This window comes from Halomonas sp. PA16-9 (genome assembly GCF_009728585.1).
Taxonomy (GTDB): Bacteria; Pseudomonadota; Gammaproteobacteria; order Pseudomonadales; family Halomonadaceae; genus Vreelandella; species Vreelandella titanicae.
In genome coordinates this window covers 3,287,725-3,311,119 of the sequence record NZ_CP040451.1, presented here as the reverse complement: position 1 = coordinate 3,311,119, position 23,395 = coordinate 3,287,725, and the positions used below count along the sequence as shown (strand labels likewise).

Below are 23,395 nucleotides of genomic sequence, written 5' to 3'. Positions count from 1 at the left end.
TTTTCGTTAATTTTGTTAAGTAAAATTAAGTTTTGAAATATCAGCCGGCCCTGGCTGAATCGCGAAAGACTCGCGGTGAAACGCCATAAGAAGCTTTAAATGATCTGCTAAAGTGTGCACTACAGGTAAAACCCCATTTATGTGCTACATCACTAATCGTGCGCCCTATGCTATTTGGGTCTCGAAGGTCTTCTGCACAGCGGGTTAAGCGGCGCTGCCAGATATACTCACTTAAACTACACTCACTTTCATCTTCAAATGCGCGATGAAGGGTTCGTGTAGAGCACTGCGCAATCTGGGCTATTCGCTCTACGGTTAATTCATGGCTAGAAAGGTTCCTATCAACGAAATCTTTTATCCAGTTTTTCTTAAATAAGCGCGGGTTATGCTCAAGCTCTTCTTCCTTGTTCTTGTTTTCAACCGTGTTCTGGAGCAAGGAAATAATACTTTTGCCTAGCGAACAGGATGTGGCATCGTTCAGGAGAGGGTACTGTGTATAGGCGTCGACAATAAAATTATGGAGCATTCGGCCTAGTCCATTCCGATTATTTATGCGTAAATCTTTTGGGATGGTGGCAGGCGTGCCAAGATCGCCACAAAGAAGCATTAAATACTCACAGTTTTTGGTACTTGTAACAGTGAAATGTCGGCCACAGTCTAGAAAGAGGAGGTCTCCGGGAGTGAAGGTAGAGCTTTTACCACTTTGTTCAACCTGGCTCACTCCGCCCATTTGTAAAACCAGCAACCCAGGGTGAGCATCCCGATATGCGGTTTTATTAATGCGTCGAGAAAATCGGTGAGGGCTGCAAACCATTCTGCAGAATTGCAACTCACCAAGCGCGCCGTATTCAAGTCGTCCCTTGAATGGTTCTTTGTATAGTGGTGAAACCGAAGTACTTTCCAATCGCCGGATGCGTTCCGGGGTTTTCCCCAGATGAATACTCATGACATCTTGCCATTCTTTAAGGCGTTTAGTATGGCTGAAATGCTCTGTGCTAACGCTGGAAAAATGTCTCATGGTGCGCACTCATTTTGTGTGAGGTGGCTATTAAAAAGTACATCCTTAGCTTTAGGCTGGCCCATTGCAGCAGTTGCTGGCGGCTATACGGTATTCAAGAATATTAAGCGCTCTAAGCGTTGATGACCCCCCGGGAGCGTCAGTGCAGGGGCAGCAGCAATAATAGTAATAGGGAGGACCTTGTTGAAACTGGTTTTTTGGCTTCTGCCTTCATCCCCTTTTTTTAATTCATGAACAGCAATATATTGTTTGCTTCAAAGTCTTTCTATGACTTCATCAGTCGATGCAATCTCAGCAACACAGAATGAAAGGCTTGTTAGTGTCGCCTTTTGGACATCTTCGGCACTCATAGCACCGGCACCCAGGTCTGGATGGTACATGGTACCGGTAGCGTCCGAAACAAAAATGGTTTTGTAGTCTCTGAACTGAGCACCTCGAGCAGTCGATTCACAGCACATGTTGGTAACAGTGCCAGTAATAACAAGCGTATCAATCCCTCTGTTTCTAAGCTGAGTTTCAAGATCCGTGTTGTAGAAAGCACTGTAGCGATGCTTTTTGATGACAAGCTCTCCTTCTTGAGGAGCGATGTCAGGGTATATTTCGGTACCTGGTGTGTTATCAACAAGAGCTTCTTGGCTGTCGATAGGCGGCCAGAAACCTGACATCAGCCCCATGTCGCCACGATCTTTTCCGTGCACATGAGTTGTGTAAATTACCGTGGCGCCCTTTTTCCTGCAGACATCTATCAGTTTCTTGATATTCGGTACAGCTTTAGTAGCCATGGGTACACACATCGGTGCACCTGGCTTAACAAAATCATTTTCCATGTCAATGACAAGAAGAGCAGTTTTTGTGGGGTTGTTTAGTTCAAATTTCATTACTCATTCCTTCTTAAATGTCTATGGGCTAAATAGGAAATAGTGTCGAAGGAGTCATGGCAACAAACCAGGTAACCAGAGCGCTATTGCAGGGAAGAATATGCACAGAGCCAACCCAGTGATCTGAAGAAGGACGAACGGGATGATCGAACGATAAATAGTGCCGATTCCGATCTTACCTTCCGTAATTCCCTTAAGGTAGAACAGCGCATAGCCAAAGGGCGGTGTGAGAAAACTCGTTTGTAGGTTTATGGCGACCAAAATGGCAAACCAAATCAGAATGGCTTGACTGCTTAGTCCCAACCCGAAATCCAGTATTTCTACCACCGGAGCCACTAAGGGGAGAACCACGAAGCTGATCTCAATCCATTCCAGAAAGAAACCAAGCACAAAGATCAAGCCCATGATCAGCAGTAGCAAACCATAGGGCCCAAGCCCCGTACCAGTGATCAAGGCCTCGATCATGTAATCACCACCCAACCGCTTGAAGACGACAGAAAAACTGGTAGCACCGATCACGACGAACAGAATCATCGCCGATGTGCGGGCGGTCTCCTGTACGGTTTTACTAAGTGTGTTCCAACTAATACTGCGCATCAGCAGCGCAAGGATCACACTGCCCAGTGCACCGATTGCCGCCGCCTCCGTCGGTGTAGCTATCCCTGCCATGATTGAACCCAGTACGGCGAAGATCAACACGCATGGGCCAAACAGGTCCCGCGCCAAGGCTAACATGAGAGGAGATGTGTCGGTGTCAGTGGCGTCGAGGTCCGGCAGCGGCGCCCAATGGGGCTTGATACGAGCGATGATCAATAGGTAAGCAACATAGAGGGCGCCGAGCAACAGCCCGGGAATTAGTGCGGCTTTGAACAAGTCTCCTACCGATACTTGAAGTATCGAGCCCATGAGAACCAGCATGATGGAAGGTGGGATGAGAATCCCAAGCGTACCGGAAGCCGCTATCACCCCACAGGCCATCTCCGGGTGATAACCTTGCCGCATCATCACGGGTAACGCTAGAAGGCCAAGCATAACCACTGACGCACCAATAATGCCCGTACTGGCAGCCATCACTACGCCCAGAATAGCTACAGAAATGGCGAGTCCACCGGGCGTCCGCCCGAATACACGCTGCAAGGTTAGTAGCAATCGCCTCGCCACGCCGGAACTCTCAAGCATTAGGCCCATAAACACGAAGAGCGGGATGGCGATCATCAACCAATTCTCGACCACACCACCGTAGATACGTGATCCTACTGTGGCCAAGAAAGGAACGGGAATGCCGCCGATGAAGGCGAAAATAATGCCTAGCCCGCCTAACAGGAACGCTACAGGATAACCGGTAAAAATACCGGCCAGCAGCGATACCACCATCAACATCGCCAAATAATATTCACTGATGAATTCAGCCATTGTTGACCTCGTGATCTGTCTCCGCTTTTCGCGGGTCAAGGATGATGGTTAGCTTCTCGAATACTTGACCAAGGGCTCCCAAGGCTAAGAAAACCAGAGAGATGGGAAGTATGGCCTTGATCAGATAGCGATCCGTGAGTCCCCCGTAGTTCGATTTCTCCCCTGTCAAGAAGGACATCGTCACGAAGTGCTTAGAAAGCCAAGCGACCAGTAGACAAAAGGGAATCAGCAACACCAAGTGACCGATCACATCAACCATGGCGCGATGACTAGGCGATAAGCGGTGATAAATCAGATCGACACGCACATGGGTATCGTGATGTAGGGCGTAGGTGCCTCCGAACAGTGTCAAGACACCGAAAAGGTGCCACTGAAGCTCAGTGATGCTGTTGATGGTCAGGGCATTTCCGAAAAGGAGCACCTTATCGTTCCAGCGAGCAATCTCGTTGATGCCAGTAGCGTTGAGCAGTACGGTCAACAGGACAGCCGCCATCACCAGCAATACCAGCCAGCTGGTGACGCGACCTACCAACAGCCCCAGCCCGACCAAGGGTCGAGACAGGGCGGAAGAGACCGCAGCGCCACGCTCACGCCAAGGGGCGAGAGGGGCCGTAGTCATAGTCAGTCCCCTTGGACATCTGTTTTGCTAGGAAGGGTTTGGAGGTCATGCCACTGCTGCATCTTTTCGGCATGCTCTATTAGTGATGTGTACGCTTCGTCGAACTCGGGACTCTCAGCCATTAGTTCGCTGCGCACTTCATCCCAACTATCGTGTAGGGCATTGAGAACCTCATCAGGGAATCGGCGGATCTTGACGCCACTCTCTTCCAGTTCACGTAGCGTCTCTACCTGGGCCGGGATCACCTCATCAGCCTCTTTCTGGATATTGGCCTGACAAGCGGTACTGATCTGCCCACGCTGAGCATCGCTGTATCCGTCCCAGACGCTCTGGTTGATGAGCAGTGCAAGCCAGCCTGCCCCTTGCTGCCAGCCGGGGAAATAGTAATACTCGGCAATCTCGTCCAAGCCCATCGCACTATCAACTTGGGGAATCGAGAACTCGGCGGCATCAACCCGACCACGCTCAAGCGAGAGGTAGACTTCGTTCCCGGGAATCAATTGTGTTGAAGCGCCGAATTTGTTTAGAACCTGTGCGCCCAGCCCAGAGATTCGCATCGACAGGCCGTTCAAGTCATCGGTGCTGTTGATTTCCTTGTTGAACCAGCCGCCTGGCTCTTGGGGTAGGTAGGAGCAAGCCAGGAACTTGACGTTATAAGGGTCCAGCGCCTTCTGCAACAGCTCGCTTCCTTCGCCAGCAGACGTCCAGGAGAACACTGCCTCTGCGGGTGGGCTAAAGGGTAGAGCGCCATAGAGATTGGCAATGGGCAAGTTGCCGGAAAGATAGGCGATGCTGGTCCAGCCGGCGGGGATGGCACCAGACGAGACAGAGTTGAAGATCTCAAACGGAGGTACGAGTTCGCCCGGATCATGGACGGCGAACTCAAACTCACCTGACGACATCATTTTGATTCTTTCGGAGATGTTCTTGGCGCTCTGGCCAAACAGGTTCTGAGTAGAGTAGGCGCTCGCGACATCTAGCCTTTCGCTGGCGTGTGCAGTACCTACTGCTGCCGCCGCTATAGCGGCTGCCAGCGGGATAATGCGTGCGGTGGTTGTTAAGTGTCCAAGGCTCTTTGTAGTCATCTCATTACCTTATTTTATGTTTGAGTATGTTTGTTAGCCTTGAAAGGGTCACAACCGCTGCAATCTAGAGCAAATACTTAATAGGTTTAAAGGCATGCCTTAAAGGTTTGTCTTATTTAGGGAAGGTCTGAATAACTGCCGATATTCATCAACGCTTACTTGAGCCTACAAAAATCGAAAATTTAGACACTCTTCTCCCTTTCTTTGTGTATTTTTGCTCCTTTCCCGCTCATTGAGCGGGAAAGGAGCGCAATCGCCCTATTCCCATAGGTATTTCTCACTGATCAGCAGGTTGCTGAACGCCGCCAGCAAGTGCAGGCGCTGAGTGTTTTTGGCCAGTCCACGATAGCGAGCCTTGCCATAACCAAAAACTTGTTTGATGTACCGAAAGGGGTGCTCCACCTTGGCACGGATACTGGCTTTGATGTTTTCGACTTTCTGTCGCCTGGCATCTAGCTTCTTGCGGGTGCCAGGCCGTTTGGCAATATACCAAGAGATATCGTTGCGGTGCTTGTGCTCGTCGCGTTTTTGAATACCCAGGTAACCGGCATCACCGAAGACGCGTTGCTCTTCACCGTGAAGGAGCTTATCGGCAGGCACAATGTCATGGACATTGGCAGCCGTGGTCTCGATGCTGTGAATCAACCCAAGCTTATCGTCGACACCTATATGCATTTTCATGCCAAAGTGCCAAGAGCTACCTTTTTTAGTCTGGTGCATTTCCGGATCGCGCTCGCCTTTTTTGTTTTTGGTGGAACTAGGCGCAGAGATGATAGTGGCATCGACAATGCTCCCTTCGCGCAGCATCAGGCCATTTTTCTCTAGGTGGTTGTTCACTTCCTGGAACAGCACCTTGCCAAGGCCGTGGTGTTCCAGAAAATGGCGAAACTTGAGAATCGTGGTTTCGTCCGGCAATCGGTCTAGTTTCAAACCGGCGAATTGGCGCATGGACTCGATCTCGTAGAGGGCGTCTTCCATGGCCGGATCGCTCAAGTTGTAAAACAACTGCATGCAATGGACGCGGAGCATGGCAGACAACGGATACGGAGGCCGCCCGCTCTCGCCCTTGGGGTAATAACGGACTACCTTCTTCTCCAGCTGCGTCCAGGGGATCAGCTTGTCCATCCGCTCCAGAAAGAGTTCGCGGCGGGTCTTTCTCTTCTTGTTCTGGTACTCGGCTTCGGAGAAGGTGATTTGATCCATGGCAGCACTGAATCCTATGCAGTTGACGATAGCCGTATTATCACTGATGGCAGTGACTTTTTCAGAGCTTCCTTAGTATTTAGAATACTCTTACATGAAAAGCTTCCTTTTAGACGAATAAAATCACGATCTCTGTGCTTTGAATGAAAAATTATCGTGTAATGAACTTATAAAATAATACTTTAGTCCTTTATGCTAAAGATTTATTTTTCACTGTAATACAAATTCAAGGACGGTTCATTCTTCTGATCCAAGGGGGCTCATAGGTTTTTTCGATTAAATCCTGTGCTGTTATATAGTAGCTTTTATTTGCAGCTGTTTTCGCGCGAGGGCGGAGAGGTTAGATGTGTTGGGAATCTAGCCACTTTGGATTGTTCTGTCATCAACGGTCATGCGGTATTACCATTAGTCCAACTCTGGGGGTGTACGGTTTAAATCATGCTATTGCACTCACAACGTCTCTAGAATACTCCGCGTCTTATCTCCGATCTGGTGTGCCCAAGGTTTGCGGATGCTGTGTGACTAGTTACTTCGTCTGGTTTCCGTTGACAAACACGGTGCTATTGTCAGTTTTCGATTCGTGTTTCTTACCACCCCATACTCGTTAATGTACTTCCAAGTTCCCGGCGACCGGCCATCGAAAGATAACGACATCTACAGTGTCATTTATTGGTCGCACATTACCCAATGTGAAAAAAGTTGGATTCCCCGTAAGCCTGCGTTTTGAAAATGTGCCTCACCAATGAGTGTGACAACTAAATAACGGCTAAATTTCTGTTTTTTATCGTTACATAGGCATTTTTGCAGTCTTGACTCATTGATCGGTTGGGTATAGGTAACAACCCGATAAGTATTGGAATCAGTGAACCCGAGCAGTAACACTCACCTGCACTGTTATTGCTCTGCGGGTAAAATGATCATGTCGCAAACCACCGTGGCCGTTGAACAAACGCCCTACGCTGAAGCTTCTGCTTTCAAACCAATCTCGCTCGTCATGGGCATTGTCATTGGCTTGGGTGTTTTCTTCCTTTTACCCGAAACGCTAGCCTTCAACGCTCGTCTTGTAGCAGGCATTGCTATGCTGATGGCCACCTGGTGGATGACAGAGGCGATTCCCATTCCTGTCACGTCGCTGTTGCCGCTTGTACTGTTCCCTTTTTTCGATATTGCCTCGGTCGGAGCGACCGCCTCGCCCTATGCTCACAGCATTGTCTTTCTAGTATTGGGTGGCGTACTGCTGGGCTTGGCAACGCAGCGCTGGAATTTACATCGTCGCTTCGCGTTACTGACGGTGCTCACCGTGGGTACTAAACCCGCTCAAATTGTCTTCGGTCTGATGTTCGCAAGCTGGTTCATCACCATGTGGGTGAGCAATACAGCAACCGCAGTGATTATGGTGCCAATCGGTGTCTCGATCATTGCGTTAGTGAAGTCGCTGGGTAACGGTGATGACACGCCCAAGTTTTCTGCTGCTGTGCTACTGGGCATCGCCTATGCCATCACCATCGGCTCCATGGCGACGCTGATCGGTCAGCCACCGATGGCGCTAATGCGCGCCTACATGGAAGACACTCACGGGCTTAGCATCGGTTTTGGTCACTGGATGCTGGTAGGTGTGCCTTTCTCATTCACTATGCTGATGCTGGCTTGGCTAGTCCTGAACAAACTGGTGTTCCGCTCGGAAGTTGAGAATATTCAGGGAGGCCGAGCGATGATAGAGACAGAACTCAAGGGTATGGGCCGACTATCGCCTGAAGAATCACGTGTATTGATGGTCTTTGCTGGGGCAGTGTTCTGCTGGGTATTTTTGCCATTAATCGCGCAATTTCCATTTGTGCAGAATGCGCTGCCTTGGCTCTCCAACATCAACGACACCAGCGTGGCGATTCTCGCGGCAATTCTAATGTTTGTAATTCCTGCTTCTAGAGGAAAAGGGGCATTGCTGGCGTGGTCGGCTACGCGGGACGTGCCTTGGGGAGTACTGATTCTATTTGGTGGTGGCCTAACACTTTCAGCCCAGTTCACCGCCACCGGTTTAAGCGCCTGGGTTGGCGAGAGCGTATCGGGATTGTCGGGACTGCCCCTAATTTTGATTCTAGCCATCACCGCTATCGTGATTATCCTATTGACCGAGCTAACCAGCAATACGGCGACGGCAGCTGCCTTCTTCCCCATCATGGGATCTATCGCCGTTGGGCTGGGCATTGAGCCCTTCCTGATGACCATCGTGGTTACCTTTGCCGTGAGCTGCGCCTTCATGTTGCCAGTCGCAACACCTTCCAACGCGGTGGCTTTCGCAACAGGGGATCTTCCCATCAAAAGCATGATTCGGGCAGGTATTTGGCTCAATGTCATCGGTTTGTTAGTGATCATGGTCGCGCTCTACACCATTGTTCCTCTGGTTTTCGATGTCTCTTTCTAAAATATGACGAACAACATCATTGGCAGTGATTTCGATTTGACGCTAATCAGTATCCAGTCTATTTTGTTCGCAATGCAAATTTATGTTCGCAATAAGAACAGAGAGAGGTGTTTATGTCTCAACCCTGCATTATTTGCGTCGCTATTACCGGCAGTCTGCCGCGTAAAGAGAACAATCCAGCCGTGCCGATTACGGTGGATGAGCAGATTGAAAGCACCCAGGCGGCGTTCGAAGCAGGAGCTGTCATTGCTCACTGCCACGTGCGCAACGATGATCAAACACCTTCCTCCGATCCCGAGAAGTTTGGTCGTTTGATGGAAGGGCTCAAGAAGCATTGCCCTGGTATGATCATTCAATTCTCAACTGGCGGGCGTTCCGGCGCAGGGGAGGCACGTGGCGGGATGTTGCCATTGAAACCTGATATGGCCAGCCTGTCGGTGGGGTCCAACAATTTCCCTAATCGTGTTTACGAGAATCCGCCGCAGTTGGTGGAGTGGCTTGCAGAGGAAATGCTCAAGTACGGTATTAAGCCCGAAATTGAAGCGTTTGATCTGTCGCATATCCATCAAGCGGTGGCGCTTTCCAAACAAGGCAAGCTAAAGACACCGCTCTATGTGCAGTTTGTGATGGGCGTTAAGAATTCAATGCCAGCGGATAAGCCAACGTTTGATTTCTATATCGAGACGCTCAAGCGCTTGGCGCCAGAGGCTCAGTGGTGCGGTGCGGGTATTGGCGCCAATCAATACCTGCTTAACGAGTGGTCGATTGCGGCTGGCGGTCATACCCGTACCGGTCTTGAAGATAACGTTCGCCTGAATAGCAAAACGCTGGCACCCTCTAATGCCGCGCTGGTCGCGCGTACCGTCGCCTTATGCGAAAAATATCAGCGCCCCGTGGCTACGTGGCAGCAGGCCCGTGAGATGCTTGGGTTATAAACAGTACAAAAATAGCAATTAATAAGCAGGAGTAAAAAGATGACGAATATCACTGTTGTGGGCGATGCACCCGAGATCGATGAGATCAAACGGGTTGTGCAGCTATATGTGGATGGCTTTCAAGGCGGTCGAGAAAAGCTGGAGGAGGCGTTTCATAAGGATGCGTGGATTTTTGCTGTGGATGCTGGTGGCAAGTTGGCGACTGACTTGATCAGCGACCGTTTCGAGCGCTGGGCGGCTAGCCACCGTAAAGTGAAGAGCCGCTTTATTGCCGTCACCCAGGCGGGAGAAGTCGCCAGCGTACTGCTAGGCTTTGATAATAGCGACAATCTGGCGGATTCCTGGGTCGATGTGATTGCCCTGGTGAAGGTCGACGGCATCTGGAAAATTACCAATAAAACGGCAGCCCATAGCACCCGCGCCGCGTGGGCGAAGCCGAACTCCTAGGCGTTAATGACCTCTATTCAGAGAACAGAGAAAACATCAGCCCACGCAGCCAGCGGTTGCCTGGGTCTTGATGAAAGCGACGGTGCCAGAAAAGATTAATCGGGATTTCTGGGAACGTTAGGGGATGCTCACGAATGGCTAACCCGAAACGTGTTCGCGTTGCCTCGGCTAATTTATCGGTAACCGTCACCACTAGATCGCTGCTGCTGACGATATAGGGAACCGCTGCGAAATGCGGCAGTGTTAACCGAACTGGGCGCACAACCCCAGCGTGCGCAAGCTGCTCTTCGATAATGCCATGCCCGGTTCCCCGGGCAACCACCACAGCGTGATGCGCTGTGCGAAACGCCTCAAGGCTAAACTCCTCTGCAGCGAGCGGGTGATGCTCGCGCATTAAGCAAACGTAGCGTTGTACAAACAGTCGCTGCTGGTAGAAGCCTGCCCCTAATTGTGGGATCAGGCCAACTGCCAAATCTATCTCTCCCTCCTCCATCTCGTTTTTCAGGTCATTATGGTGGCTGCGCACGGTGTTGAGTGAAACCCCCGGCGCATGGCGTGAAAGATGTTGCAGCAGGCGTGGGAGAAAAACTATTTCACCGATATCGGTCATGTTGATATGGAAAGTGCGCTCACTCTTAGCGGGGTTGAAATCGTCGCATAGGTTCAGCGTGTCGTTCATTCGTGCCAACGCATCCGCAATGCCGGGGTGCAGTCGACTGGCACGGGGCGTAGGTTGCAGACCTTGCGACGTGCGCTCGAAAAGTTCGTCCTCCAGCAAGTGGCGTAAACGCTTCAGTGCATGGCTCACCGCCGGTTGGGTGATACCCAAGCGCAGCGCCACCCGTTGTGTATTTTGTTCTTGGTACAACAAGTCAAAAACAACCAGCAGATTCAGGTCAATGTTGGCAAGTTTCTCCATCACCTTGCGCCTCGCAACGTATTCCACAATAGTCGAATGCAGTCGTCAGAGAGGTTTTTAACTGGTTGATTCATCTTGTTATTAGCGCCGTTTATAGTCTGAATGAAGGAAGCTGTGTGGTGGCAGTTGGCGCTTCCGAATAGCGTTAGGGGAGAGCATAACGCTCAACACATAACGATAAGCCCCTGAGCAGAGTTAAATCATGGTAGCTAACAGCACAGTAGCAAATATACAGCCAAAACGTCTTTCGATTGGCGTCGTAGGTGGTGGCATCGGAGGGGTGGCCTTCGCCGTCGCGTTGTCCCGTGATAGTCAGCTTGATGTTCAGCTTTTCGAAGCGGCTCCTCAGTTCTCAGAGATTGGTGCGGGTGTCTCCTTTGGCCCCAATGCGGTAAAAGCCATTCAGCTATTGGGGTTGGAAGACGCGTATCAGCGTATTGCCGACTCCTCACCAGCGCCCTTTGAGGATGTTTGGTTTGAATGGCGGCGTGGTAGTGATGATGGTTACTTAACCGCCAGTTTAGCCCCTGGCGTTGGCCAATCCTCGGTGCATCGTGCCGATTTTCTTGATGCGATTGTTGCCAATCTGCCTGAGGGTATCGCCCACTTCGGCAAACGCTGTATAGACGTTAAGCAAGACGCCGACAGCGCCACCGCCAGCTTCGATGATGGCACTCACTTTACTGGTGATGTGATCATCGGCTTTGACGGCATTAAGTCGGCGGTGCGCCCCCATGTGCTACCCCCGGAGCAGTACGGTGAAATTACTCCGTTCTGGAGTGGCACTTACGCTTATCGCGGCATGATTCCCACCAGGGATCTAGAGGCTGCTCTAAAGGCTAAAGGCAGCGAGAGGCGCTTGGCCTTGGTGCCTCAGATGTATCTTGGCAAAGATCGCCATATTCTGACCTTCCCGGTTAAGCAGTCCCAACTCGTTAACGTCGTGGCCTTCATTACGGATCGTTCGATACCGAACCCTAAACTGCCCGAAGGCGAAGAGTGGGTTCAAGCCGTCAACCAGGAGGAAATGCTAGAAGTATTTGAAGGTTGGAGTCCGGCTTGCCAAGCCATTCTTGAATGCATTTCTGAGCCAACGCGCTGGGCGCTGCATGAGTTACCTGAGCTTGCCCGCTACCAACGCGACCGCGTACTGATCGTTGGCGACGCCGCCCATGCATTAGTGCCTCACCAGGGGGCGGGGGCCGGTCAGGCGCTGGAGGACGCCTATGTGCTGGCGACTCTGCTGGCGGATGCCAGTTGCCGTAGCAACAACGTGAGTACTGTGTTGTCTGCCTTTGAACAAGTACGCCATAGCCGTACCTGCAAAGTGCAGCGTACCTCCCATGAGGCGGGCGATGTCTACGAATATGCAGGAGAGGGCATCGGCGACGATGAAGCCGAGCTAATTAACAATCTTGAAAGTCGCTTCGAGTGGCTCTGGAATCATGACCCGCACGATGATGTGATTGCCGCTAAAAATAGCTTGAAGTTTGAAGCAAGCGAGAACTGGGGGTAAGCCAAAAGCTACCCATTTAAAGCAATAACTTCTTTTATAAAGACGAACTACAACAAAGAGTGCAACGATGAAAACAAATAATACAACACTGACGTCGTTACTTGGAGCAGGCTTTTTGCTGGCAGGGCAACTTGCGATGGCTGAAGATGGCGAGCCTGTAAAGCTGGGGTTAATGTTGCCCTATACGGGTACCTACACGGCACTGGGCGAGGCTATTACCAATGGTTTGAAACTCGCTATTGAGCAGAATAGTGGACAGCTTGGAGGGCGTGAAGTCGAGTATGTCCAGCTTGACTCCGAGGCCAATCCCTCCAAGGCCCCCCAGAATATGAGCCGATTAGTTAACAGTGACGAGGTCGACGTTGTTATTGGCCCTGTCCACTCAGGTGTGGCTATGGGGATGCTTCGCGTTGCCAAGCAAACCGGCGCTATTACCATTATTCCCAATGCTGGTTTGGGGGCGGCAACGAACGAACTTTGCATGCCCAATGTCTTTCGTACTTCGCATAACATGTGGCAGGACAGTTATCCCATGGGGAAAGTAGCCTATGATCGCGGTCACCGTGAGATGGTAACGATCACCTGGGATTATGCCGGTGGTAAAGAGGATATTGCTGCTTTTGAGGAGGCGTTTACGGAAGCCGGTGGTGAGATTATTGAGCAAATTCTGGTTCCTTTTCCCAGCACTGAGTTTCAAAGTTATTTGACGCAAATTGCCAGCCTCAACCCCGACGCGGTTTATACGTTCTTCGCGGGTGGAGGGGGTGTCAGCTTTGTGCGTGACTACGCTGCAGCCGGACTTAAGGAAAATATTCCCCTGTTGGGCTCTGGCTTTATGACCGAAGGTAATTTGGCAGCATTGGGGGGCGCGGGCGAGGGGGTGTTGACGACCCTACACTACGCTGAAACGCTGGAGAGTGAAGAAAATCAGAGCTTCGTAGCTGCTTATCAAGAGGCTTACGGCGAGATGCCTGATGCCTATGCCGTGCATGGGTATGACACGGGTGCCATGCTCATACAAGCGCTTGATGCAGTAGAAGGTGCTACCACTGACCGCGATGCACTCATTGACGCACTCGCTGCCGTTGAGCTGCAGAGCCCACGTGGGCCATTGCGATTCTCCAAGTCCCACCACTCGATACAAAATATCTACCTGCGTGAGATCCGCGATGGTCGGCACCAGGTATTATCGGTAGCGCATGAGCTACTCGAGTCACCAGATGCTGATTGCCAGATGTAAGTGAGTTTTAAGAGAATTAGCGCCTCTTATTGTTGGCAGTATGACTAAATCGTGTGACTAGCGTCGTGCTGCCTTTCCTTTCCTTTGCTTTACGCCTCATGCCTCAATGATGTGTTTTATTCTTTTGTCGTAAAAGAGATAGCCACCCAGCTGGCTGTGGCGTGGGGGCAAGTATGCCGCCACCTTAATAGTTAGTCGCAGATATTATGTACTCACCGTGTTGCTATGCCTTACCCATCATTACACCGCTCATTTATGGGTAAACCGCCGTTAAAACGCCACCATATTTAACAAGCTATTGATTAATATATAAAATTACAGAATGTGAGTAGAGCTGGAGAAGCTGAGCAGAGGGCGGGGTGGTTAAATAAAGGTAGTTACCCGCTAAAAAAACAAGCAGTCATCTCCCTGTGTTGATACCTCCTCGGTATGGCTAAGCACCTAAACAATATTGGTTCCCTCTTCCTCGCGCAATCAAACTGACATCAAGTCAACGATTGCCAGACGCTGGAGCCTGCATGTCAACCGTCATCCAACATATTGAGACGCTGCTGGTCGACTTACCGACCATCCGCCCTCACAAACTCTCCATGACCACCATGGCCTGCCAAACCATGGTGATTGTGCGCATGCGCCACTCCGACGGTATCGAAGGGCTTGGCGAAGGCACCACGATTGGTGGCCTGGCCTATGGTCCGGAAAGCCCGGAGAGCATTAAGCGCAATATTGATACTTATCTAGCCCCCTTGCTGGTCGGCCAGCCCTCCAACAATGTCCACCAGTTGCGTGCCCGGCTTAACCGTCATGCTCGCGGTAACATGATCGCCAAATCTGCATTAGAAACGGCTCTGTTGGATGCTCAGGGCAAACGCTTGGGATTGAGCGTCGCCGAGCTGCTGGGCGGCGTACGTCAGGATCACTTGCCCGTGCTATGGACGCTAGCCAGCGGTGATACCGCCAAAGATATTGATGAGGCCATGCTGCGTTTAGAACAGCGTCAGCACTGCGCCTTCAAGTTAAAAATTGGTGCTAACCCGGTGGATCAGGACGTGCGCCATGTGGCGGCGATCAAGGAAGCGCTGGGTGATCGGGCCAGCGTGCGAGTTGATGTTAATCAGGCGTGGGATGAATCCACCGCCGTTCGCGGTATTCAGGTGCTACAGGATGCTGGCATCGAGTTAATTGAGCAGCCCATTGGCGCTCGTGAACATGCCGGCTTAGTTCGCTTGGCTAACCGCTTCAATGTGCCAATGCTCGCCGACGAGGCCGTGCAAGATGCCCGCGACGGGCTTGATCTAGTGTGCGGCGGCTTCAGTGGTGCCTTTGCGCTAAAGATCGCCAAATCCGGCGGTATTTACGGGGTACTTGAGCTGGCTCACGTCGCCCAAGCGGCTGGCATTGGCTTATATGGCGGCACCCTGCTGGAAGGCACTATCGGTACGGCTGCCTCTCTACACGCCTGGGCAACGCTGCCAGCAATGGCCTGGGGCACGGAAATGTTCGGCCCGCTGCTTTTGCAAGACGACATCGTCGTTACCCCTCTCAACTACACCGAGTTTGGAGTGGAGTTACCGCAAGGGGCTGGCCTCGGCATCACCCTGGATGAAGATAAGTTGGCGCACTACTCACGTAAGTAAAAGCCGCAGTAAATAAAGCCATCGCTTGTGATCGCCCGCGATGAAAGAGGAGAGCCATATGCTGTTTCAAGTTGAGATGACCGTTAAGTTGCCGCCCGACATGCCTGCCGAGCAGGCAGCCAAGATCAAGGCAACGGAAAAGGCGTATTCCCAAGACCTGCAGCGCCAGGGTAAGTGGCGCCATTTGTGGCGGGTGGCGGGTAGCTACTCGAACGTCAGTATTTTTGACGTGGAAGACAACGCCGAGCTGCAAGAGCTGGTCAGCAATCTGCCGCTCTTCCCCTATATGGAGATCAGCGTCAAACCGCTGTGTCGTCACCCCTCTTCAGTGCGCGATGACGATAGATAGCTCTCCACGTAACACGCCAGATCATATGACTACAACAACACCCCATAACAAACAGAGGGTTTCACCATGACTGTAAAAATATTCGACACGCCCGAGGTTCAAGACTTCCTAAAAGCCGTTGCGGGCTTTGACCAGACCGGTGGCAACGATCGCGCCAAGCAAATTGTGCACCGCCTTGTGGGCGACCTGTTCAAGCTGATCGATGATTTTGATGTCACCGAGGAAGAGTACTGGGCGGGCGTTAACCTGCTCAATGCCCTGGGCAGCCAGACCCAGTTCGGATTGCTCTCGCCCGGTCTCGGCTTTGACCACTTCCTTGATATGCGCCAGGACGCCATCGATGCCGAAGCCAAGCGCACCGGCGGCACCCCGCGCACCATCGAAGGCCCGCTCTACGTGGCCGGTGCCCCGGAAGCGGAAGGCTTCGCCCGCATGGACGACGGCAGTGATCCCGATGCCGAGGTGATGTGGCTGGCCGGTCAGGTGCGCGATGTCGAAGGTACCCCGATCCCCGGCGCTAAGGTTGAAATCTGGCACTGCAACTCCAAGGGCGGCTACTCGTTCTTTGATCCCTCCCAGGATGAGTACAACATGCGCCGCACGATCTACGCAGACAGCGACGGCCGTTACACCGCGCGCAGCATCATTCCCTCCGGCTACGGCGTACCCGAAGGCGCCCCCACCGATGTGGTGCTCAAGTCACTGGGCCGTCACGGCGAACGCCCGGCGCATATTCACTACTTCGTCTCCGCTCCCGGCCATCAGCACCTGACCACCCAGATCAACCTGGCGGGCGACCCCTACACCTTTGATGACTTTGCCTTTGCCACCCGCGAAGAGCTGGTCGTCCCCGCCGAGCGGATCGAAGACCCGGCCGAGATCGCCAAGCGTGACCTGGACGGCCCGTTCTCCCACGTCGTGTTTAACGTCGAACTGGCTAAAACCGAAGCCCCCGAGCTGCAAGTGCGTCACGCCCGTCCCCGCGCCAAGGAAGACGAGCAGGATCTAGCCAGCCAGCTCGCCGGTACTGCCAAGGTTTAACCCCTATACCTTGAGCAAGGCGGGCCCTCCCCTTGGCCCGCCTGAGCAAGACATAACAGCGCGACATAATAAATACGAGGAGAGAGATCATGACCACCCAGCTTGATCAGCTCGAAGCCCGCGTGCGCGGCGCCGTCCAAGACGACCCCGACAATGGCATCTTCCGCTGCCACCGCAGCATGTTCACCGACCCCGCCTTCTTTGAACTTGAGCTCAAGCACATCTTCGAAGGCAACTGGCTGTTCCTGGCCCACGAGAGCCAGGTCGCTGAACCAGGTGACTACATGACCGTCACCATGGGCCGCCAGCCGGTGATTATCACCCGCGATAAGCAGGGCGAGCTGCATGGCCTGATTAACGCCTGCGCCCACCGCGGCGCCACGCTGTGCCGCCGCAAGCGCGGCAACAAAGGCACCTTCACCTGCCCGTTCCACGGCTGGACGTTCAAAAACGACGGCCAACTGCTCAAAGCCAAAAACGAGAAGAACGGCGCCTACCCTGACCAGTTCAAACAGGATGGCTCCCACAATCTCAAGCGTCTACCGCGCTTTGAAAACTACAAAGGCTTCCTGTTCGGCAGCTTGAGTGACGACGTACAACCGCTCGAACAACACCTGGGCGAAACCACCAAGGTCATCGACAACATCGTCGACCAAGCCCCGAAGGCCTGGAAATCCTGCGCGGTACCTCGTCCTACACCTACACCGGTAACTGGAAGCTACAGGCCGAAAACGGCGCCGACGGCTACCACGTCAGCTCCGTGCACTGGAACTACGCCTCCACCATGGAACGCCGCAATTACGACACCGGTGGCACCAAAGCGGTGGACGCCGACGGTTGGTCGAAAAGCAAAGGCGGCTTCTACTCCTATGAAAACGGCCACATGATGCTGTGGACCCGACTGCTCAACCCGGAAGTGCGCCCGGTCTATCAGCACAAAGAGTGGATCCAGGAGCAGTTAGGCGAGGCCCGTGCCGACTCCATCGTCAACCAAACGCGCAACCTCTGCCTCTACCCCAACGTCTACCTGATGGATCAGTTCTCCACGCAAATCCGCGTGATTCGACCGATCGCCGTGGACAAAACCGAAGTCACCATCTACTGCTTCGCCCCCAAAGGTGAAGCCGCCGAGGACCGGCGTGTGCGCATCCGTCAATACGAAGACTTCTTCAACGTCTCCGGCATGGGCACCCCCGACGATCTCGAAGAGTTCCGCGCCTGCCAAGAAGGCTACAACGGTGCGTTGGCCGAATGGAACGACCTCTCCCGCGGGGCCCAACAGTGGATCGAAGGCGCCGATGAAACGGCCCAAGCCATCGACATGAAGCCCCTGCTCAGCGGTGCTTCCCCAGAAGACGAAGGGCTCTACGTGCTGCACCACAAGCACTGGGTCGACGAAATGCTGCGCGCCATCGACAAAGAGCGCAGCCAGTTTATCGCCACTGCGTCCGCCTAATTGCCCAGCGCCAGAAGAGAGGAGAAAAGTGCCATGAGCATTAGCTATCACGACATCCAAGTTTTTTTGTACCGCGAAGCGCGGCTGCTGGACGACCGGGAGTGGGACGAGTGGCTCACGCTGTACCGCCAAGACGCCGAGTTCTGGATGCCGGCCTGGGACGATGACGACCAGCTCACCCGCGATCCGCACAGCGAGATCTCGCTGATCTACTACCCCAACCGTGAAGGGTTGGAAGATCGAATGTATCGCATCAAGACCGAGCGCAGCGGGGCCAGTACGCCGGAGCCGCGCACCACCCACCAGGTTAACAACCTGGAGATCCTGTCCCAAGACGGCGATACGGTGGAGCTGCGCTTTAACTGGCACACGCTCAACCACCGCTACAAGAAGACCGACAGCTTCTTCGGCACGTCGTTTTACACCCTGGACGTATCGGGTGAGAGCCCGCTGATCACAAGAAAAGTCGTGCAGCTGAATAACGACTATATCCATCAGGTTATCGACGTGTATCACGTGTGACCTGAGGAGAGAGGAGAGTTAACCATGAGTTATACCATTGCCCTCAACTTTGAGGACGGCGTGACCCGGTTCATTGGCTGTAAAGAGGGGGAGACTGTTCTCGACGCTGCTTACCGGCAGAAAGTAAACCTACCGATGGACTGCTCTGACGGCGTATGTGGCACCTGCAAAGGCCACTGCGAACAGGGCGAATTCGACATGGGTGACGAGTATCTGGAAGATGCGCTTTCCGATGAGGAAGCCGCGGAAGGCCAGGTGCTCACGTGTCAGATGGTGCCTTCTTCGGATTGCGTTATTCAAGTGCCAGTGGCATCCACGCTATGTAAAACACAGGTGGGCAAGGTTGAGAGCACGGTAGCAGCAGTTGAGCAACTTTCCGAAGATAGTATTGAGCTCGTCGTTGATTTGGATGATGCCGAGGGCCTCGCCTTTCTGCCGGGGCAGTACATTCATATTGATGTGCCCGGTACTGAGGTGCACCGCTCCTACTCTTTCAGCTCATTGCCGGGGGATAAGCGCGCCACCTTCTTAATTCGCAACATCCCCAACGGGGTAATGAGCGGCTACCTGACCGAGCGCGCGGCGGTGGGTGAAAAGCTTACGCTGACTGGCCCGCTAGGTAGCTTCTACCTGAGGGAAGTGAAGCGCCCGGTGCTAATGCTGGCAGGTGGTACTGGGTTGGCTCCGTTTCTCTCCATGTTAGCGCAATTGGTCGAAAAGGGCTGTGATGCACCGATTCATATGATTTACGGCGTCAATAAAGATGACCACCTAGTCAAAACGGATGCGTTAGATGCCTTCGTAGAAAAAATTCCTAGCTTTACCTACGCCACCGTAGTGGTCGACGAGGCTAGCGAGCATTCGCGTAAAGGTTACGTGACGCACCACATGGACACCGAGGTAATGCATGACGGCGATGTGGACGTTTACCTGTGTGGTCCGCCCCCGATGGTAGATGCTGTGTTGAAGTACTTCGACGCTGAAGGAATCGAGCCCCAGAGCTTCCACTATGAGAAGTTCACACCTAATCAAGTGGGAGAGAGCGCATGAGCAATCAACGTTTTGACGGCCCACGTTTTCAAGATCGAGTAATGGTGGTCACGGGTGCTGCTCAAGGCAGCGGGTTGCTGAGCGCGCCGCCGTTGAAGGTGCGCGCTTGGTATTGGTAGATCGCGCTGATGATATCCACGAGATCGTTGCTGGGCTAAGCCAGCCGGGCTGCGAAGTGATTGCGGTACAAGCCGACCTAGAAAAATGGGAAGGCGCCGAGCAAGTCATGCAGGCGACGCTCTCTCACTTTGGTCGTATCGATATTCTGGTTAATAACGTTGGCGGCGCGATTAACTTCAAGCCTTTTACTGAGTTTAGCGAGGTGCAGATCGCCGCAGAGATCAACCGTTCTCTAATGCCTACACTTTGGTGCTGTCGTGCGGCGCTGCCAACAATGGTTGAGCAGGGCAGCGGTGTCATCGTCAATGTCTCTTCAGCGGCAACGCGGGGTATTCACCGTATCCCCTACTCGGCGGCAAAGGGCGGTATCAATGCGATGACTGCGTCGCTGGCGTTTGAGTATGCCGAGCACGGTATTCGTGTCGTCGCCACGGCACCCGGTGGCACCGAAGCCCCGCCACGGCGTATTTCGCGTGGAACGCCAACGCCCAGTAACGAGACTGAGAAGGCGTGGTTTCAAGCACATATCGATCAGACTAAGCAGAGCTGCTTGATGAGCCGCTATGGAACATTGGATGAAATGGTTGCGCCAATTCTATTCCTTGCTTCCGACGAGGCCAGTTATATCACCGGTAGTGTATTGCCCGTAGCGGGCGGTGACCTTGGTTAGCAATAGTGAATTCTAGATAAAACTAGCAATCACTCTAAGCACAATAATCCCCTGGAGTAGACCGTGAAACATATTGAGAAAGGCGTCAGCCTACGGCATGCGCCTCGCGATTTCCTGCGCGACCTCAATGCCGACAACGCCAGTACTGGGCTAGTGGCGGGAATTTTAGGGCTCAGCGTTGGGGTCGTTCACATTAGTGCCGGCACCTCTGCGGGCCTGGACTCCTCCTTCATCATGATCTGGGTGATCAGCTACTTGATGATCAACGGCCTGTTTGGACTCTTCATGCCGGCCTATTACCGCTTGCCGTTGCCAATGGCTAACTCCATCCCCGGTGCATTAATGTTCGCAGCGGTTATCCCTGTAATCGGCTTAGAGGCTGCATTAGGTGCAAGTTTGATTGCGGGGGCTATTACGCTAGTTGCTGGCGTGACCGGGGTGATGGGTATCGTTATGCGTTTGATACCGATGCCAATAGTGATGGGCATGGTGGGCGGTATGCTACTTAGCTTTGGCCTCAACATGGTTAAGCCGTTGGAGAGCGCTATCGTGCCAGCCTCTATCATGATCCTGGCTTTTTTCCTCTCTGCTCGCCTCTTACGTAAGGTTCCGCCTCTGGTTGTGGCGATGCTGGCGGGCATTGTGTACTTGATGGCAACCGGCGTTGACCTGTCTGGTATCGAGGCGACGATCCGTTTTCCCGAATTCATCGTTCCCGAGTTCACGCTGGGTGCCTTCCTAACCTACGGCTTACCACTTGCGATCATTTTGGTGGGTATGGAAACGCCAGCGGGCGTCGGCCTAGTGAAGGGAATGGGCTACAAAGAAGTGCCCGCTAATGCGATCACAGCAGTGGGCGGTTTAGGCACTATGGTGTCGGCTTTTTTCAATCTGCACAGTACCTGTATTGCCGCCCCCATGACCGGAGTCTGTGCCTCACCGGAAGCAGGGGCTCATGACAAACGTTGGGTAGCGGCGGTGATTGCAGGAGCTATTTTTGTGGTTGCTGCCCCTTTCTACGGCTATGTGGTTAGTCTACTGGAGGCTACGCCGCGCTACTTTATCGCCATTATCGCCGGGCTGGCACTGATGCGCGTAATCACCTCATCGATGGCTATCGCCTTTTCAGGCAAGAAGCATGAAATAGGTGCACTGTTTGCCTTTCTAATTGCCGCGTCGGGAATTCAGATTCTCGGTATTGGCGCCACGTTCTGGGCGTTAGTTCTGGGCGTGATTGTTTCGGCCATCTTTGAAACCAAGGATTTCGAGTTCATATTTACCCGCGAGGTAGCCAAAAAGAGCGGCTGATCTCACACAACTCCTGCAACTTCATAGTGGTTATCCTCCTTGACCCGTGTCTGCTTTTGCAGTGCGGGTCTTTTTTGTCCCATTTTACGTTTAACTGTCCCTTTATCCTTTTGTCGCAAGTTGAAATTAATTGTTCCTCCTTTGGAGCAGGTCAGCTGAATGTTATGCCACCCAAAAACCACGATATCGGTTTAAAGGTTAAGTTAATGATGAGTCTGGCTGGGCATTATTAGCAGGCTTAGTATTAATATTTAACGATTTTACTTTTAAAATAGAAAGTTAGCTGTTTTTTGCTGGCTCTACCTAGGAAACAAATATTCAAAATACCCCCCTCTGAGATACCTATGAAGTATGGAAAGGAACTCAAACGATATTGGTCTGGAAGTCGCGGCATGATCGATATTAGAGACGAACATAACAACAACTGTCGTCTTTAGGCCCTTGATAGGCGTATTTACTCTTCAAAACGTACTACCACTATCGCCGGGCTCCCAGACAACAAGAAAACCAACGATAGGGTTTCACCATGACCGTGAAGATATTCGATACTCCCGAAGTGCAAGACTTTGTCAAAACCGTTGCGGGCTTTGACCAGACCGGTGGCAACGATCGCGCCAAGCAAATTGTGCACCGCCTTGTGGGCGACCTGTTCAAGCTGATCGATGATTTCGATGTCACTGAGGAAGAATACTGGGCAGCGATCAACCTGCTCAACGCTCTGGGCGGCCAGACCCAGTTCGGCCTGCTTTCTCCTGGCTTGGTTTTGATCACTACCTGGACATGCGCCAGGACGCCATCGATGCCGAAGCCAAGCGCACCGGCGGCACCCCGCGTACCATCGAAGGCCCGCTCTACGTGGCCGGTGCCCCGGAAGCGGAAGGCTTCGCCCGCATGGACGACGGCAGTGATCCTGATGCCGAGGTGATGTGGCTGACCGGTCAGGTGCGCGATGTCGACGGTACCCCGATCCCCGGCGCTAAGGTTGAAATTTGGCACTGCAACTCCAAGGGCGGCTACTCGTTCTTTGATCCCTCCCGGATGAGTACAACATGCGCCGCACGATCTATGCGGACAGCGAAGGCCGCTACACCGCGCGCAGCATCATTCCCTCCGGCTACGGCGTCCCCGAAGGCGCCCCCACTGATGTAGTGCTCAAGTCCCTGGGCCGTCACGGCGAACGCCCAGCGCATATCCACTACTTTGTCTCCGCCCCGGGCCATCAGCACCTGACCACCCAGATCAACCTGGCGGGCGACCCCTACACCTTTGACGACTTCGCCTTCGCGACACGGGAAGAGCTGGTGGTGCCCGCCGAGCGGATCGAAGATCCGGCCGAGATCGCCAAGCGTGACCTGGAGGGCCCGTTCTCCACGTGGTGTTTAACGTCGAACTGGCTAAAACCGAAGCCCCCGAGCTGCAAGTGCGTCACGCCCGTCCCCGCGCCAAGGAAGACGAGCAGGATCTTGCCAGCCAGCTCGCCGGTACCGCCAAGGTATAACCCTCATGCCTTGAGCAATGTGGGTCTTCCCCTTGGTCCGCCTTAGCAA

General features: G+C 53.0%; 22 protein-coding genes and 2 pseudogenes. 17 read left to right on the top strand and 7 right to left on the bottom strand.

Annotated features, from left to right (window positions below; translation table 11 throughout):
- Window positions 1–40: 40 nt before the first annotated feature.
- From FDY98_RS15450 to FDY98_RS15425, 6 genes are all read right to left on the bottom strand, one after another.
- The gene (locus FDY98_RS15450) at window positions 41–1,018 is read right to left on the bottom strand and encodes a helix-turn-helix domain-containing protein (RefSeq protein WP_022521192.1); all 978 of its coding nucleotides are present in this window, start codon (window positions 1,016–1,018) and stop codon (window positions 41–43) included.
- Between the two features lie 254 nt (window positions 1,019–1,272).
- Window positions 1,273–1,896, bottom strand: coding sequence for an isochorismatase family protein (locus FDY98_RS15445; protein WP_022521193.1), 624 nt, complete (start codon window positions 1,894–1,896; stop codon window positions 1,273–1,275).
- 54 nt (window positions 1,897–1,950) lie between these two features.
- Window positions 1,951–3,309 (bottom strand): TRAP transporter large permease, encoded by a 1,359-nt coding sequence (locus FDY98_RS15440; protein ID WP_022521194.1) that lies wholly within the window; start codon window positions 3,307–3,309, stop codon window positions 1,951–1,953.
- Window positions 3,302–3,928, bottom strand: a complete 627-nt coding sequence (locus tag FDY98_RS15435) for a TRAP transporter small permease subunit (RefSeq protein ID WP_022521195.1) — start codon at window positions 3,926–3,928, stop codon at window positions 3,302–3,304. The genes FDY98_RS15440 and FDY98_RS15435 overlap by 8 nt, the downstream gene beginning before the upstream one ends.
- A gap of 2 nt (window positions 3,929–3,930) precedes the next feature.
- On the bottom strand, window positions 3,931–5,013 hold the full coding sequence (locus FDY98_RS15430; RefSeq protein WP_022521196.1) for a TRAP transporter substrate-binding protein: 1,083 nt from the start codon (window positions 5,011–5,013) through the stop codon (window positions 3,931–3,933).
- A 258-nt stretch (window positions 5,014–5,271) separates the two neighbouring features.
- On the bottom strand, window positions 5,272–6,216 hold the full coding sequence (locus FDY98_RS15425) for an IS5 family transposase (RefSeq protein WP_022519777.1): 945 nt from the start codon (window positions 6,214–6,216) through the stop codon (window positions 5,272–5,274).
- A gap of 919 nt (window positions 6,217–7,135) precedes the next feature.
- Between FDY98_RS15425 and FDY98_RS15420 the strand changes: the two genes are divergently transcribed.
- The 3 genes from FDY98_RS15420 to FDY98_RS15410 all read left to right on the top strand — a co-directional run bounded on the left by FDY98_RS15420 (window position 7,136) and on the right by FDY98_RS15410 (window position 10,020).
- A complete protein-coding gene (locus tag FDY98_RS15420) occupies window positions 7,136–8,638 on the top strand; it encodes an SLC13 family permease (protein ID WP_027958952.1) in 1,503 nt (500 codons plus the stop codon).
- A gap of 113 nt (window positions 8,639–8,751) precedes the next feature.
- Window positions 8,752–9,573, top strand: coding sequence for a 3-keto-5-aminohexanoate cleavage protein (locus FDY98_RS15415; RefSeq protein ID WP_022521198.1), 822 nt, complete (start codon window positions 8,752–8,754; stop codon window positions 9,571–9,573).
- A gap of 39 nt (window positions 9,574–9,612) precedes the next feature.
- On the top strand, window positions 9,613–10,020 hold the full coding sequence (locus FDY98_RS15410) for a nuclear transport factor 2 family protein (RefSeq protein WP_022521199.1): 408 nt from the start codon (window positions 9,613–9,615) through the stop codon (window positions 10,018–10,020).
- Between the two features lie 13 nt (window positions 10,021–10,033).
- On the opposite strand, the gene FDY98_RS15405 is transcribed toward FDY98_RS15410, so the two are convergent.
- The gene (locus FDY98_RS15405; RefSeq protein ID WP_027958953.1) at window positions 10,034–10,939 is read right to left on the bottom strand and encodes a LysR family transcriptional regulator; all 906 of its coding nucleotides are present in this window, start codon (window positions 10,937–10,939) and stop codon (window positions 10,034–10,036) included.
- A 202-nt stretch (window positions 10,940–11,141) separates the two neighbouring features.
- Between FDY98_RS15405 and salA the strand changes: the two genes are divergently transcribed.
- The 14 genes and pseudogenes from salA to FDY98_RS29615 all read left to right on the top strand — a co-directional run bounded on the left by salA (window position 11,142) and on the right by FDY98_RS29615 (window position 23,392).
- Window positions 11,142–12,455 (top strand): salicylate 1-monooxygenase, encoded by a 1,314-nt coding sequence (gene salA / locus FDY98_RS15400; protein ID WP_051430625.1) that lies wholly within the window; start codon window positions 11,142–11,144, stop codon window positions 12,453–12,455.
- Between the two features lie 67 nt (window positions 12,456–12,522).
- Window positions 12,523–13,695 (top strand): ABC transporter substrate-binding protein, encoded by a 1,173-nt coding sequence (locus FDY98_RS15395; RefSeq protein WP_027958955.1) that lies wholly within the window; start codon window positions 12,523–12,525, stop codon window positions 13,693–13,695.
- 518 nt (window positions 13,696–14,213) lie between these two features.
- Window positions 14,214–15,332 carry a muconate/chloromuconate family cycloisomerase gene (locus FDY98_RS15390; RefSeq protein WP_027958956.1) on the top strand — a complete coding sequence of 373 codons (1,119 nt, stop codon included), beginning with the start codon at window positions 14,214–14,216 and terminating at the stop codon, window positions 15,330–15,332.
- Between the two features lie 58 nt (window positions 15,333–15,390).
- Window positions 15,391–15,681 (top strand): muconolactone Delta-isomerase, encoded by a 291-nt coding sequence (gene catC / locus FDY98_RS15385; RefSeq protein WP_027958957.1) that lies wholly within the window; start codon window positions 15,391–15,393, stop codon window positions 15,679–15,681.
- A gap of 66 nt (window positions 15,682–15,747) precedes the next feature.
- Window positions 15,748–16,722, top strand: a complete 975-nt coding sequence (gene catA / locus FDY98_RS15380) for a catechol 1,2-dioxygenase (protein ID WP_027958958.1) — start codon at window positions 15,748–15,750, stop codon at window positions 16,720–16,722.
- 89 nt (window positions 16,723–16,811) lie between these two features.
- Window positions 16,812–17,150 (top strand): annotated as a pseudogene (locus FDY98_RS28345) (Rieske 2Fe-2S domain-containing protein); the annotation flags it as partial.
- A gap of 239 nt (window positions 17,151–17,389) precedes the next feature.
- Entirely contained in the window at window positions 17,390–18,178 is a 789-nt protein-coding gene (locus FDY98_RS28340) for an SRPBCC family protein (protein ID WP_340146898.1), read from the top strand.
- A gap of 33 nt (window positions 18,179–18,211) precedes the next feature.
- Window positions 18,212–18,700 carry a benzoate 1,2-dioxygenase small subunit gene (benB, locus tag FDY98_RS15370; protein ID WP_027958972.1) on the top strand — a complete coding sequence of 163 codons (489 nt, stop codon included), beginning with the start codon at window positions 18,212–18,214 and terminating at the stop codon, window positions 18,698–18,700.
- Window positions 18,701–18,724: 24 nt separating this feature from the next.
- Complete coding sequence (benC, locus tag FDY98_RS15365; RefSeq protein WP_027958973.1) at window positions 18,725–19,750, top strand: benzoate 1,2-dioxygenase electron transfer component BenC; 1,026 nt, start codon at window positions 18,725–18,727, stop codon at window positions 19,748–19,750.
- Window positions 19,747–19,869 (top strand): hypothetical protein, encoded by a 123-nt coding sequence (locus FDY98_RS28335; RefSeq protein ID WP_340146595.1) that lies wholly within the window; start codon window positions 19,747–19,749, stop codon window positions 19,867–19,869. The genes benC and FDY98_RS28335 overlap by 4 nt, the downstream gene beginning before the upstream one ends.
- Window positions 19,857–20,540, top strand: coding sequence for a benzoate diol dehydrogenase BenD (benD, locus tag FDY98_RS15360; RefSeq protein WP_340146594.1), 684 nt, complete (start codon window positions 19,857–19,859; stop codon window positions 20,538–20,540). Before FDY98_RS28335 ends, benD begins: the two co-directional genes overlap by 13 nt.
- A gap of 63 nt (window positions 20,541–20,603) precedes the next feature.
- Entirely contained in the window at window positions 20,604–21,848 is a 1,245-nt protein-coding gene (locus tag FDY98_RS15355) for a benzoate/H(+) symporter BenE family transporter (RefSeq protein WP_027958975.1), read from the top strand.
- Between the two features lie 526 nt (window positions 21,849–22,374).
- Entirely contained in the window at window positions 22,375–22,773 is a 399-nt protein-coding gene (locus FDY98_RS29620) for a dioxygenase (RefSeq protein WP_442907935.1), read from the top strand.
- Window positions 22,740–23,392, top strand: a pseudogene (locus FDY98_RS29615) (dioxygenase family protein). The gene FDY98_RS29620 and the pseudogene FDY98_RS29615 overlap by 34 nt, the downstream one beginning before the upstream one ends.
- Window positions 23,393–23,395: the final 3 nt, after the last annotated feature.